At 62.1% G+C, this 14,534-nt stretch carries 6 protein-coding genes and 1 tRNA gene; 3 read left to right on the forward strand and 4 right to left on the reverse strand.

All coding sequences use genetic code 11. The annotated features are described in order from the left end of the window. Positions 1-130 precede the first annotated feature (130 nt). The 3 genes from dnaG (at position 131) to ACSQ25_RS03770 (ending at position 4,615) form a co-directional block, all read left to right on the forward strand. Positions 131-1,927, forward strand: coding sequence for a DNA primase (gene dnaG / locus ACSQ25_RS03760; RefSeq protein ID WP_436104371.1), 1,797 nt, complete (start codon positions 131-133; stop codon positions 1,925-1,927). 291 nt (positions 1,928-2,218) lie between these two features. Further along, positions 2,219-4,411, forward strand: a complete 2,193-nt coding sequence (gene rpoD / locus ACSQ25_RS03765) for an RNA polymerase sigma factor RpoD (protein ID WP_436104372.1) — start codon at positions 2,219-2,221, stop codon at positions 4,409-4,411. Positions 4,412-4,536: 125 nt separating this feature from the next. After that, a tRNA-Ile gene (locus ACSQ25_RS03770) sits at positions 4,537-4,615 on the forward strand. A 165-nt stretch (positions 4,616-4,780) separates the two neighbouring features. Here the strand turns inward: ACSQ25_RS03770 and ACSQ25_RS03775 are convergent. The 4 genes from ACSQ25_RS03775 to ACSQ25_RS03790 are packed head-to-tail and all read right to left on the reverse strand — an operon-like array spanning position 4,781 to position 14,533. Continuing rightward, positions 4,781-6,847 carry a DEAD/DEAH box helicase gene (locus ACSQ25_RS03775; RefSeq protein ID WP_436104373.1) on the reverse strand — a complete coding sequence of 689 codons (2,067 nt, stop codon included), beginning with the start codon at positions 6,845-6,847 and terminating at the stop codon, positions 4,781-4,783. After that, positions 6,844-8,154 carry a BREX system ATP-binding protein BrxD gene (gene brxD, locus ACSQ25_RS03780; RefSeq protein WP_436104374.1) on the reverse strand — a complete coding sequence of 437 codons (1,311 nt, stop codon included), beginning with the start codon at positions 8,152-8,154 and terminating at the stop codon, positions 6,844-6,846. Before brxD ends, ACSQ25_RS03775 begins: the two co-directional genes overlap by 4 nt. Continuing rightward, entirely contained in the window at positions 8,151-10,850 is a 2,700-nt protein-coding gene (pglZ, locus tag ACSQ25_RS03785) for a BREX-2 system phosphatase PglZ (protein ID WP_436104375.1), read from the reverse strand. Before pglZ ends, brxD begins: the two co-directional genes overlap by 4 nt. Continuing rightward, complete coding sequence (locus ACSQ25_RS03790; protein ID WP_436104376.1) at positions 10,847-14,533, reverse strand: phage resistance protein; 3,687 nt, start codon at positions 14,531-14,533, stop codon at positions 10,847-10,849. The genes pglZ and ACSQ25_RS03790 overlap by 4 nt, the downstream gene beginning before the upstream one ends. Position 14,534: the final 1 nt, after the last annotated feature.

Here is a 14,534-nt window from a genome sequence, read left to right on the forward strand (position 1 = left end):
CCGTTGAGCGCCGTTAAGCAGGTGGTCGGCTTTGCCAGCCGACCCCATCTAAACGGATGCCTTGTCATAAATCAACTTGGCTTCACCGCTGCGGTATAGTCTGAGTTGAGACAAACACTGAGTACTCCTAGTGATTCCGCAATCCTTCATTACCGATTTGCTCAACCGTGTCGACATCGTCGACATCGTCGGCCGCTACGTCCAGCTGAAGAAGGGCGGGGCCAACTACATGGGCCTGTGCCCATTCCATAACGAAAAGTCCCCCAGCTTCACGGTCAGCCCGACCAAGCAGTTCTACCACTGCTTCGGCTGCGGCGCCCACGGCACCTCGATCGGCTTCCTGATCGAATACTCGGGCATGGGCTTCGTCGACGCCGTCAAGGACCTGGCCCAGGGCGTGGGCATGGTGGTCCCGGACCAGGACGACAAGATCCCGCCCCAGCAGCGCGCCGCCCAGCAGGCCCAGTCGCTGGCCATGACCGACGCCCTGAACCAGGCGTGCGCCTACTACCGCGCCCAGTTGCGCGAGGCGCCCAACGCCATCGCCTACCTGAAGAACCGCGGCCTGACCGGAGAAGTCGCCGCCCGCTTCGGCATGGGCTACGCCCCGTCCGGCTGGGACAACCTGCGCTCCGTCTTCCCCGACTACGACGCGCTGGCGCTGGTCGAATCCGGCCTGGTGATCGACAAGGTCGATGAGGACGGCAACAACAAGAAACGCTACGACCGCTTCCGCGAACGGGTGATGTTCCCGATCCGCAATACCAAGGGCCAGGTGATCGGCTTCGGCGGCCGCGTGCTCGACGGTGGTGAGCCAAAATACCTGAACTCGCCTGAAACACCGCTGTTCCAGAAAGGCCTGGAACTGTACGGCCTGTTCGAGGCGCGCCAGGCGATCCGCGACGCCGGCTACGTGCTGGTAACCGAAGGCTATATGGACGTCGTCGCCCTGGCCCAGCTCGGCTTCCCGCAAGCCGTGGCCACGCTCGGCACCGCCTGCACCAGCACCCACGTGCAAAAGCTGCTGCGCCAGACCGACAACGTGATCTTCAGCTTCGACGGCGACAAGGCCGGCCGCCGCGCCGCCCGCCGCGCGCTGGAAGCCTGCCTGCCGCAGGTGAGCGACAACAAGACCATCAAGTTCCTGTTCCTGCCGCAAGAGCACGACCCGGACAGCTTCGTGCGCGAGCGCGGCGCCGAGGCCTTCGAGCAGGAAATCATCGATGCCATGCCGCTGTCGCAATTCCTGCTGCGCGAAGTGACTGCCGAGCACGATCTCGATACGCCGGAGGGCAGGGCCCATGTCCAGTTCGAGGCCAAACCGCTGCTGCAGGCAATGGCGCCTTCCAGCCTGCGCCTTCAAATCGTGCGCGGCCTGGCCAACCTGACCGAATCGACGCCGGCCGAGATCGAATCGCTGTTCGAGCTGTCCAAGCCGGTGTCGGTGCTGCGCCGCGCGCCGCCGCGCCAGGGCCGCCCGAAACCGGTCGGGCTGGAACTGCAGATCCTGCGCATCCTGGTGTCGCATCCGCAGCTGGCGCATCTGCTCGATGACGCGGCCCAGGCCTCGTTCGACTATTTCGGCCAGGAAGCTGCCGACGGCCTGCGCCACCTGGTCCAACTGGCCCAGAGCTTGGGCGAATACGGGACTTTCGCCGCCTTGTCACAACAGTTAAAAGAAGTGACTGCAGAATACGATAGTTTGATTTCGGAAATCGCCGCGGAGCCGGAATCGGACCTTGAGGCAGATCGCGTGTGGCTGCTCAGTGCTGTGCGCCAAATCAAGAAGGACGCTTTAAAACAAGAACTTAACCAGTTGTTTTCTTCCGGCCTGTCCCCAGATCAGGTGAGTACTCGCTATCGCGAAATCGTTGCCCAGCAGGACCTCCTGGACCGTGAAGATGCTGCTGCAACGACGCCCCGTTAATGCCTGCAAACGGCCACAAGTGTGGTCATTTGTGCAACTTGGAAAAACAGGGGTGCGTGCTATAATAAAACGCTAACTATTGCAACTGTTGAAACCATTTTTCGTTTCAATCGCGGCGTGGAGTTTCAGTTAGCAAGGCAACAGATCGTTGCCTGCAGGGTGATGTAAGGTAACAAAACTTTATCTTTAACCATCGTAAAGTTAGTCGTTGTGACTTCGAAAGCGCCTGTGCCAACCAAGAAACCCGAAACCAAAGTGGCTGCAAAAACCACGAGAGCGTCCGCCGCCAAGGTGGACAAAGGCCAAGACCAGGCCGAGGTTCGTACGGCGAGCCCGGCACCGGTTAACGCGACGACCGATGCGGCCGCACTGGCCGCCATCGATACGTCCGGTTACGTCCTGCCATCCGTCAAGGTCCCCGGACGCCGTGGCCGCAAGCCCAAGGAATTCACGCCCGAGAACGATGAGATCGCCGCACTGAACGCGGTCGAGCGCGCCGAACTGAAAGCCGCGGACAAGGCCAAGGCCAAGGACCGCAAGGCGAAGGAAAAAGCGCTGCTGAAAGACGCGTTCTCCTCGGATACCGAGGCGAGCGAAGAAGAGCTCGAGATCCGCCGCAACAAGCTCAAGGCCCTGATCAAGTCGGGCAAGGAGCGCGGCTTCCTCACCTACTCCGAGATCAACGACCACCTGCCGGACAACATCGTCGATCCGGAAGCGATCGAAGGCATCATCGGCACCTTCAACGACATGGGCATCGCCGTCTACGAGCATGCCCCTGACGCCGAAACCCTGCTGCTGTCCGACAACGTCCCGAACGTCACCAGCGACGACGAAGCCGAAGCGGCTGCCGAAGCGGCCCTGTCGACCGTCGACTCCGACTTCGGCCGCACCACCGACCCGGTCCGCATGTACATGCGCGAAATGGGTTCGGTCGAGCTGCTGACGCGCGAAGGCGAGATCGAGATCGCCAAGCGCATCGAAGACGGCCTGAAGGACATGATCCAGGCCATCTCCGCCTGCCCGGTGACGATCGCCGAGATCATCGACGCGGCCAGCAAGATCGAGAAGGACGAGATCAAGATCGACGAGATCGTCGACGGCATGGTCGACCCGGAAGAGGACGAGAACACCTCGCCGACCGCGGTCGCCCCGACCTCGACCGACGATGAAGACGAAGACGAGGACGAAGCGGAAGAAGCCGAGGAAGAAGAAGAAGAAGGTGCCGCCGCATCCGGCGCGGCCGGCTACTCGGCCGAGCAGCTGGAGGCGCTGAAGCAGGCCGCCCTCGGCAAGTTCCGCAACATCGCCGACCAGTTCGACAAGATGCGCAAGGCCTTCGAGAAGGATGGCTACAACTCGAAAGCCTACGTCAAGGCGCAGGATGCGATCTCCGACGAGCTGCTTGGCATCCGCTTCACGGCCAAGGTGGTCGAGAAGCTGTGCGATACCCTGCGCGGCCAGGTCGACGAAGTGCGCCATATCGAGAAGCAGATCCTCGACGTCGCCGTGAACCGCTGCGGCATGCCGCGCGCCCACTTCATCAAGGTCTTCCCGGGCAACGAGACGAACCTGGAATGGGTCGACGGCGAAGTCAACGCCGGCCACGCCTACAGCGCCATCCTGGGCCGCAACATCCCGACCATCAAGGAACTGCAGCAGCGCCTGATCGACCTGCAAGCGCGCGTGGTGCTGCCGCTGCCGGACCTGCGCAACATCAACCGCCAGATGGCGGCCGGCGAAATGAAGGCGCGCAAGGCCAAGCGCGAGATGACCGAGGCCAACCTGCGTCTGGTGATCTCGATCGCCAAGAAGTACACCAACCGCGGCCTGCAATTCCTCGACCTGATTCAGGAAGGGAATATCGGCCTGATGAAGGCGGTGGACAAGTTCGAATACCGCCGCGGTTACAAGTTCTCGACCTATGCGACGTGGTGGATCCGCCAGGCCATCACCCGTTCGATCGCGGATCAGGCGCGCACTATCCGTATTCCGGTGCACATGATCGAGACGATCAACAAGATGAACCGGATCTCGCGCCAGATCCTGCAGGAGACCGGCGCCGAGCCGGATCCGGCCACCCTCGCCATCAAGATGGAGATGCCGGAAGACAAGATTCGCAAGATCATGAAGATCGCGAAGGAACCGATTTCGATGGAGACGCCAATCGGCGACGACGACGATTCGCACCTGGGCGACTTCATCGAGGACAACAACACGCTGGCGCCGTCGGATGCCGCGCTGCATGCCTCGATGCGCGGTGTGGTGAAGGACGTGCTGGATTCGCTGACCCCGCGCGAAGCCAAGGTGCTGCGCATGCGCTTCGGTATCGAGATGTCGACCGATCATACGCTGGAAGAGGTGGGCAAGCAGTTCGACGTCACCCGTGAGCGCATTCGTCAGATCGAGGCGAAGGCGTTGCGCAAGCTGCGTCACCCGTCGCGCTCGGATAAGCTGAAGAGCTTCCTCGAGGGCAGCAGCTGATTGTTTGTTGTAGTCTAGCCTTGACGTACCTGCACTAAAAGCAATATCCTCTCGCCACTCTGCTTCACGGTACCGCGCCGCTGAAGCGGGTGGCGAGATCACTTCTAGCCACTGTCCCGATTTCTGGGCCTCTAGCTCATGCTTGGTTAGAGCAGCGGACTCATAATCCGTTGGTGCCGTGTTCGACTCACGGGAGGCCTACCAATTAAATCAAGGGCTTGCGCACTAACCGCGCAAGTCCGCTTTCTTTTTCTAACTCCCCTAGTAGTTTGTATACCCCTTGTGTACCCTCTTGTAGTCAAGGAATAGGTGAACTAGCATAAAAAATATTTACCTATAGTATTAATTTCTAGTAATCCGACTTATTTGCTAAGGATCTAGCTGTAGAAGCCTATGGCCACTCGACGTTTCCTGCAATGGATCAGGAAAAGCGAAGTAGCGAGCTAGTATTGTCCGACGAAGCAGCTGCGATGGAACAGTGGTCGCAAATTTGATGCTTTTTGCAAATGTAGCTTGCTCCTCAGGCGTAAGCTGAATAGCCAAACCTTGGTTGAGGCCAATGTGCAGTGCTGCTACTGGTGCTTGAATGCTGAGCGCGTCGAACTTCACCCGCATGCCGCCATTTGTTGCTGTTCGTGCATAAGTCCGGTTCTCTTTTGTGCCCGCAAATGTCCACGTTCTCGCTTTCTCTCCATCGAGCAGGGAGGTAAAGCTGGCATCTGCTGAAACGAACAACGTTCCAGTTAGCGATGCTAACTCTGCCTTGGCTCGCAGAGACAACTGAACGCCGTTTGGGCACCCATCGGCCAACGCATCCTGAATGCCTTGGCAAACTTCCCGGCTCAAGCTGCGAGCGCTGCCCATCCACCTGGCCTTACCGCCTTCCTTTGTAGGCTCAAGCCAGACGATACCCTTGGACCACTCGATTTTCTTGACGAGCCAACTCCGTCCGGCGAGAAGAACGCGTCGCTGGGGGTCCTCTCCGGTCAGTGCCGTCGGGTCAAGATACCCAATTTCCGCACTGCCAAAGCGGCCTGTCAGAAGCTGGGCTCCGCTGAAGGACGCCAGCAGATCCCGATAATGTCCCCGACCATATTCCCGCTCAGTACGTGGTCCAATGCGGACAAGTCCTTCAGCACCATCTAGGTAGGCATGCTCGATAAGGTGATCAACAAGCGATTGGAACCCGTTGCGCGGCAACTCGGGAAAACAGCAGGCGAGCAGCGAAACCAGTTCGTGCACGGGCCACTCCCCACGTTCCAGCGTCGCCACCAGAATTTGCTGGGCTGCGATCGGCCATGGTTCATCAGGCGGCCGCGCCGCTTCGACCCATGCCTTGGACCACAAATTGGTAACGCCAAGAGCCAACATGAAGGCATCCTGATTGGTCGTCAGGAACAGGCAGTTGCGCCGGCTATCGGAACGCCTTCCGGTACGTCCCATCCGTTGCAGGAACGAAGACACGGTCGACGGCGAATCGATCTGAATTACCCGGTCCAGATCACCGACGTCGATGCCCAGCTCCAGAGTCGACGTCGCCACGATCACGCAGTCTTTTTCTTCGCCAAACGCGGCCTCGGCCTGCCTGCGCTCCGATGCACTCAGCGATGCGTGACTTACGTAGGTGCGCACCCCTTTCCCTCGCAGCATGCTGCTCAGCTGCTCGGCGCTGCTGCGCGAGTCACAGAACACCAACCGCTTCTCACCCCGATGCAGGCGAGAGATGATTGTTGCTGCGTTCTCGAGAGAACCCACGTGATCGATGGTGACGTCGGCATCGGTACTCACCGAGGCGCTGCCGACCACGCAACGCTCACCGACCGGCGCGAACCAATCCAGCAACTCCGCCGGGTTGCTCACTGTCGCAGACAGGCCAATTCGTTGAAGGGGCCGGTCGAGATACCGATCGAGCCTGTGCAGCACCGAACGCATGTGCCAGCCACGGTCGTCCGAGGCAAAGGCGTGCAGTTCGTCGACGATCACGGCGCGCAGATTTCCGAACCAGGTCGGGCGGTCTACCCGAACCGAAATCAGCATCGCTTCGAGTGACTCGGGCGTGGTCAAGAGGATGTCGGGCGCCTCTTTCAGCGCCTTTTTCTTGCGTGACTGCGACACATCGCCATGCCAGACCTCGACGGTGCGGCCGACGAGCCCAGCGTAGTGCGTCAGCCGATGTTCAAGGTTGTTCAGCAGTGCTTTGATAGGGCAGATATAGAGAACGCTGGTCCCAGGCCAAGACTCTTTCAGCATTCGCGACAAGATCGGGATGGCTGCCGCTTCCGTCTTGCCCCCCGCGGTCGGCGCCAGTAGCAGGCAGTGCGCGCCGGCGTGGATCGGAGGGATTGCAGCCAACTGAGTAGGACGCAGCGTGCTCCAGCCCAGCGTGTTCACCACGTGGTACTGGAGGGACGGGTGCAGTTGCTCGAATTCGTTCACAACTCGATGTCGTCGACAGAGTGCGCATTTGCCGCGGCGCGCTCGATGGCCGACATCTCGGACTCGGCAAGGGTCAGCGAGTAGTGCTGGCGCGGGTCGAAATCCGGATGCAAGTCGACGCGATCAAGAACGTCGGCAACCAGCTTCTTGAGGAACAGGCGCGGTGCCACACCCACCTTGCCACCTAGTCCTCCTGCTACAGCCCGGGCAAGCGTGTCCAGGTAGCTGTCGTCGACGACTGACCGAATCCGCGACTCGTTCTTCCTTCCTTCGGCATACAGATCACGCACCCGGCGCCCCACCGACAACAGAGACGTGTGATCGAATGGTGCCAGCCGAATTTGTACAGCGCGTGGGTTGTCGAACTTGCGTTCGGTGCCGAAGTCCACATGCAGGCGCTGTGCGAGTGGTGCCAAGCGCTGAACTCCTTGCGGGCCGTCGAAAAACGCCGGGGTGCCGGTGATGACTAGGTAAAGGCCGGGGTATCGGCCTGCATCGATTTCGTCGATCCATTGCCGTAGTGCGTTGAGACCTTTTTCACGCGTGTCCGTACGCATGCGCTGAAGTGTCTCCACCTCATCCAGCACCATGACCAAGCCGGTAAAGCCGCTGTCCCGCAAGATGGTGAGCAGACCGACGAGAAAATTGGCCGCGCCGAAGTGGTCGAGATCGCCCTTGATGCCGGCGGCGCGCTTCACGCTGGCCGCCACATTGGGTTGTCCTGCCAACCAGCTGATCAGGCCATCGGCCAGCATGCCGTCATTCCGGGCCAAGGCCTGGCGGTAGGTCCTCAGCACTGCCGAGAAGGCGGGAGCCGTCTTGCTGATGGCCCCGAGGCGAGCTTCCATCAGCGCATTCGTTCGCTGCAGCAGGTCGTCGGCATCGTCAGGATTCACCGCCGGGTCCGCCAAGACATCCTGCTCCAGGGCGTAGAACCAACCGTCGATGACACTCCTGAATGCACCGGCCCCTGTGTCAGCCGTGCCAAGGTGTTCGACCAGGCGCCGGTAGACGGTTTCGAGTCGATGGAGCGGCGTTTCGGTTTCGTTGATTTGGACTTCGGTCGCGGCAAAGCCTCGTGAACGGGCGCGCTCCTGCAGCCAGCGTCCGAAGAAGGTCTTGCCTGTGCCGTACTCGCCACGTACTGCCTTGAATCCACCACGCCCGGAGGCGACGGCGTCAAGCTCTTCGTTGAGCGTCGGTGCAAAAGACTCGATGCCAACCGCCAAAGTATCCAGGCCGCTGTTCGGCACTGTACCTCGTCTCAATGCGCTGACGATGTCTTCTCGGCGTGCTGCACTAATCATCGGACGTCTCCCTGACGGGGCAAGTTGAACTGCTGTTGTAGCAAGGAGATATTGAGCTCGACCGTGCCAGCCGCCTCATCGACGCCAAGGACCGGCATCTGGTCCACGTTGAGCAGCCTTCGGACAGCGCTCAGGAGACCACTCAGGCGCATTTCGGGCATGGACAGGCGATTGGCCAGTGCATTTCGCGATAGCTTGCCGCCGCGCTCCGACAGCGCCTCAAGGAGCAAACGCATCTTATCGTCGGCTAAAGCCACCCGTGCCGCAAGTTGCCGTTGCGAGGCATATACCGGGCTGGCCAACAGGCTTGCGATCCAATCATCGACCTTTGCTTCGTCCGCGGCCGGCAAAGGCAGGTCCACAGGTGCGAACAGACCAGGCTGGACGTCGGTCGGCACAGGCTTTTTGCGCGCTGGCTGTGGCGGAGACACCGGAACGGGCCGCTTCTGCGCGTGCAGGATGGGAGGCAGCTCCCACCACTCCGGCTCGGTCGGCGGGGCAGGGCTCCACCCGGCAAGGCCGGCACCTACCGGTACAAACACGCTGAGCGGCACAGTCATCTCCTGGGGCGACAAGCCGCCGTGATAGCCGTTCTTGCGCCCGGCGTACCTGCTGCTTTCGCCCCAGAGGCAAACCACCATGTTTGTTCCATCGCTGGTCACCACCCGGCCGCCGCTGACCAGCAGTTCGTTTGAAGAGGCGGCGCTGTCGCCACGCCGCCAACGGTCGCTTTGACCACCAGGCACCTGGGTGGTCCCGTCCTCCAGCAAATGTCCATGATCTGCAGTGACCACCACAATGCGCCTGGCCTCGCGTGCCTCGCGCAACAAAGGCAGCAATAAGCGCAGATCCTCCAGCGACCACCGCTGATTCAGCTGATCCGGGCCGCTCAGATGGTCGTCGACGGCGTTATACACCACGCCCACGACCTGTTGGCGCGGGTTCGATATGGCAGCCCGGACCTCCGGAGCCAGATTGCCAGCGTCCGACAGGTCTCCCTTGTGGAACAGCCGTGGTGGAAGCTCGGCGCGGCTGTTTGCCAGCAGCACCGGATGGGATGCGAAGCCGGGCTTCTCCTGCGCTTGCGTTCCAATCGTCAAACGGCCGCACAGCAGACTGGCACGGCTCACTTCGGTTACGGTAGGAATCGCTGCCACGCCAACCAGTGGCTTGTCTGATGAGGCAGGCACCAGCTCCGCCCAACCCTGCGTCGCGATGCGAGAAAACAGCTCACGGAAGATGCTGGTGCTCAAACCGTCCATCACCAGCAGCATGACCGGCTGCGCGGCAGCGATCGGCGCCACCACTTTGTCAAGCACGCGTTCGAGCGGCACGACACGCCCGGTGTCGTCCGGCACTTGGGCGTTCCACTGCACCAGGGTTTGCGCAAACGATCTGGCGAACTCGTTGCGTCGCGCGATAAGCGCTTGCCGGCATGCCGCATAGGCTTGGGACAGCTCGCTGAGCTCGTCACCGCCCAGCAGTCTGAACCTGGCCCAGTCGACGTATGCCCCCTGGTCCGCTTGCCATTCGACAGAATCCGGTAGCGACGCACCCGACACCATCGGGGTAAGCAGCCAGCGCGCCACGCGCCGCGCCATTTCGACACGTTCCATGCGGGGCTTCTGCTCGTTTGCCAGGGCATGCCGAAGTACGCGATCAGCGCACGACTCCACCTGCTGGAGGTGGGCCTGGGTGGGCTCGGCGACATGCGCGCTCAGGGCATGAGCAAACTCCGTCAAGCGCTGATCCAATGCCGAGGGCAACACCTCGCTCAAGTGGGCGAACTCGAAGATGCGAAGGTCACGAAGCAGCAAATCTGCGCGGTCCAGCATGGGGCGGCAAGATGCCAGTCCAAGACGGCGCACTGCCTGTTCAGCCGCCAAAGCCCAGGCGCGGCCCTCCATGACGCCGACATTCCTGTCGTTGACGAAGCGTTCAAGACGGATCGCGGCCTGGCCCAAAGTCGCTTGGCCCTCGCCATCCGGGGCGAAGATCACGCCGCTCACCAGACCCAGGGGCAGCGCGTCGTTCGTGCGGCCGGCTTCCACGCAGCCCAACAGCATGGCGCCAGCGGCGCCGGTGCTTTCGGCGAGCCAGGACAGCATGTCCATGCGCATCGCGACAGGTAAAGGGCCAAGCCTGGGAGCCGCATCCGGCGTCATCGACCATTGCAGAAGGGTCACTGCATCGGGGCGGGCCGTATCGATGCCCAGGAAGCGGCTGAGCACTTGCCGCCAGGCCGTTTCGAGGTCCAGAAAGCCATTGGCGACGGGCTGATAATCGCCTTGTGCTGCGCCATCGATCAGTGCCTGCGGCATCCATGCGAATCGGGCCAGGCGGGCGTCGGACTCTTTGGCCTGGAACATCATGCGAACGATGTCCCAGCCTTCCGGTTGGAACACACGGGCGCGCGCCAGGCGAGAGGCGACGTCTTCGGCGATTTCATGCGTCGACAAGGGTGTCACCACGACGACGCCTTTAGTCGGGGAGTCCTGGCGCTCCAGGTCGCACAAGGCTTCCCGTATCGCCAACGACGATTCGCACCAGCGCACCTGAAATTCCCGGCCATGTTGAGTGACCGAATCCGGCCAGGCCTGCTTGACACTCGAACGAATGGCGATGGCCAGCGCCGTCGCGTCGCTCGCCAGCACCCGTTCGAGCTGGGCAGTGATCTGCGGCGTCGACAGACTCATGGCTGTGTGCCCTTGCGCTGCAAGCGCCAGCTCAGCGTCAGCTCGAGATCCTGTTCGCTGGCGACCCTGGCCTTGAGTGCCTCCAGAGCGGCGACAGCGTCGGTGCCCTTGAAGTGCATATTCTGCTGCTCCGCCACCACTTCGGGGAGCCGGTTACCTGGCACAGGCGGAATCGTCACGGCGCCGGGAACAGGCGTTGGCTCTGGCGAAGGTTCCGGAGTTGGCGTCGGCGCGGGCGTAGGCGCCGGCGCGGCAAGCAAGCCTAAGGCATCGCGCCGCAGCTCGTCGAGCCGGCTTCTTAAGGGGATGACATGCTCATCGCTGGTCAAAGCTTCGACCAAGCGTTGAACGATGTTCTGAGCCGCTGCAGCCCGATGATCGCTCAGCTTGCGCACCGCGTCGAAAATCTCCCAGCCGCCCGCTGCGAGTGCCTCTACGCTCGTTTTGGCCTGCCCTAAAGTACGGCCGACAGCAGCTTCGGTGGTCTGCAATTCTGCCAGTGCGAGCGTGGCGACAACCTCAGCCTCCGCCGCCTGCGCCAGGGCCGCGAGCAGTGCCTGGGCAGACTCGGCGGTCTGCTGGCGAGCACTCGGCGTACCGGCTGCATAGCGGCCAATCCGGTCGCGCACGTCGACCACCAGACGAGTCACCAGGTCGCGCTTCTCAGCCGTCTTCTGCTTCACTTCGTCGACCAGCTTGCCGACGTTCGCCGCATTCAAGGTCTGGCTGAGCGTCAGTCCGAACAAGCTGGATGCGCGCCCCAATGCGACCTGCCAATGGCTGGGGTCGGGCAGCGCTTGCTCCCGCAGCTCGAGGTCTTCCGGAATGTTGTCGACCGTCGGCTCGTAGGGACCGCCATACCTGGTGAAACGGCGGTTGGTACTGGCGGCGTAGGTCAGGATAATCAGGTTCTGCAGTTCGACCGGCAGTCCCATGGGCACGGGGGTGTCGATCCACTGCCGCAGTTTGGGCACAGTGATCGGGCCGCCGTCGCGGGCCTGGCATTGCGAGAAATGCGATTGCCAATGCGGTTCGATCAGCAGGTGGGTCTCTCCCATCTGTCCGAGTTTGCAGGGGTTGACGACGGAGCGCACCAGCTTGCGCAGCCCTGAGTCCTGCACCAGTCCGCGATGCCCAGTGGACTCGATCGCCTTTTGCACCTCAGGCCAGATCTTGCGAATGGCGGCAGGTTTGATGTCGGTGTCGAACTCCGGATGGGCGGGATACTGGTGGGCGAACAACTGGCCCAGCAGGTTCTCAAATGCCGACTTGAAATCCGCCCCAACCGGAGGGCGCGGCGAGAAGGTTGGGTCCAGGGAGCGGAACTGCTGGTCCGCCGTCAGCGGGACGTTGATGGCATCGCGCGGTTCGGGGCTGACGCCATACGCCACCTCCAGCTGGGAGCGCAGCTTGCTGCGCAACTGGTCGAGCTGGTTGCGCGCCAGGGCCTTGGCCTGCACCCGGTCCACGAACGACAGATGGCCGGCATAGGTGTCGAAACGCTCGCCCTGCAGGATGTAGTCCAGCACCACGAGGCGGCCCAGATCGGCCAGTGCCTTGTTGCTCAGGAACGAAGGCAGCCACACCAGTGTCCTGGAGTCGCCAGCCCGGTATTCAGCCAGGCGCGCCAGGTCATCGGCTGGGCCGAAGTTGTTATCGTCAAACGGGAAATCCAGCACCACCGTCCATGTGCCCGAGCGGCCGCGCAAGCGGTCGTCCGTCATCTCGCGAACGTTTTCGTAGAGGAGTTCGATTTCCCGGGGGGTGCCGCGCCAATTGAACTTGTAGGTGTTGAACAGGTCGCCGACGTCCGGAATCTCCAGTTCCTTGAACAGCGCTTCGCGGATGCGCTTGCGGCGATTTCCCGCGTTGTCGTTGGTTTCGGCCGCGCGAAGAATCGGTTCGATATCGACGCCGGTCACCTGGATCGACACGATCGAGTTGTGGTCCTCAGTGATCTTGAGCTCGCCGATCTCGCTGGCCCAGTCCTTGCATTTGCGCAGCACGTCCTGCGCCTCGCGCCCGGGAATCGGGGAGCGGAAGGTGCCATGGTTCAGGGCCGCAAGCCGCAGCGGCGTCAAAGCCTTGAGGGATTCGACCTCGGGCACCAGGGCGCCCAGCAGCAGCGTCTTGAGGAGGCGGGCATCGTTGCGCAGGTTCTTGGCCGCCACGGGGTCTGCCTGGCCCAGCTTGATGGCCTCCCAGGTCACGTTATGCTGGCGCTCCAGCATCGGCAACAAGCGCTGGTTATACAGGCGCTTGGCGTTTTCGAAGTGCAGGCGCATGCCCTCGCTGAACGGTTCGTCCCCCTCGGCAATGGCGTCATACAGGTCGCCCACCGGGATCAGCTGGCCCAGCTCGAGGTCGGCACGCCGGTCCACCAGCAGCTGCAGCATCAGCTTGAGGGCGGTGCGTTCCCGCTGCAGGGCGGCTGACACGGCAATCAAGGTCTGGACCAAGGCCGGCGTGAACGGATAGACCTTGCGGAACATCTCGCGGTCGGCCGTGGTGGTCAACAGGGTGTCAAGAACATCCTTGCGCATCCGCAGCAAGTCGTCGAAGGTGCTGTGCAAGGTTTGGCGCGCCGCCTCGTCGACCGGACGCAGCACCCGCTTTTCCGCGATGGCGGGCAGGTTGCGGTCCTCCAGCGTGATGCGGTGGAAGCGTGCTTCCCAGTGCTTCAGCACATCGCCGAACTGCACCTGGACGGCCCCCGCCAGGTTTTCGCCAACAAGGTCGCGCAAATCGCGCTGCCTGGCCACGAAGCTGATCAAGGGAATAGGGCGGTCGGCATTGGTTGCCTCGACCAGCTTGACCAATTTGGTGCCTTCGCGGCTGACGAAGTTGACGTCGGCCGCATGGCTGGCCAGCCACAGCACCAGTTCGTCCAGGAACAGGATGACGGCGTCGTAGCCGAGGGCCTTCGCATGTCGGCTCATGATGCTCAAGCCGTCGTCGAGCGAGACAAAGGCTTCGCCGCTGCCCGCCAGCGACCGGTAGGCCGAGAAGAATTGGGTGATCAGGTCGCCCACCAGGCGCGAGCGCTCTTCGCCGTTGGGTGCCTCCAGCATGGCAGCATCGAAGGCGGTGGCGTCCCAGCCGCTCTCGAACGCGCCCCAGCCGCCGTCGCCGGCGGCACTTGCCCCTTCATTGAGCTTGGCGAAGAAGGCTTCGTCGCCCATCCGTTCGCGCAGGTCGCGCGCATCCTTGAACAAGCCCTCCGCCAGGTAAAAGCCGGGCACGGGCGCGTCCGGGTGTTTCTTGCGGACGAACTCGGCGTACTGGCCGAGGATGGCCGACTCCATGTCGCGCGCACCGATCATGTGGTAGGGCACGAGCAGGAATTTTTTTCCTTCGGTCCAGCAATGGCGCGCCACCACGTCGGCCAACTCGGGTGTGGCACGTGCAAGGGTGTTGCCAGCCAGGAGCAGGTTCAGCACGGCCATGAAGTGGCTCTTACCCGAACCGAAACTGCCATGCAGGTAAGCCGCCTTGCTGCCGCCGCTTTGCACCGCCTGCTGAATGAAGCCCAGCGCGTTGGCAAAGGCGTCCACCAGCTGTGGTGTGACGACGTAGTCGCGCAGGGTTTGCTCGGGTTCGGTGACGCCCCTGGACAGTTGCAGGACGAAGTCGCCCTGGTGTACCCGTTCGGGGATCGTAATGAGGTCTTTTAGCAGAGTCATT

This window comes from Massilia sp. LjRoot122 (assembly GCF_964252725.1).
Classification (GTDB): Bacteria; Pseudomonadota; Gammaproteobacteria; order Burkholderiales; family Burkholderiaceae_D; genus Telluria.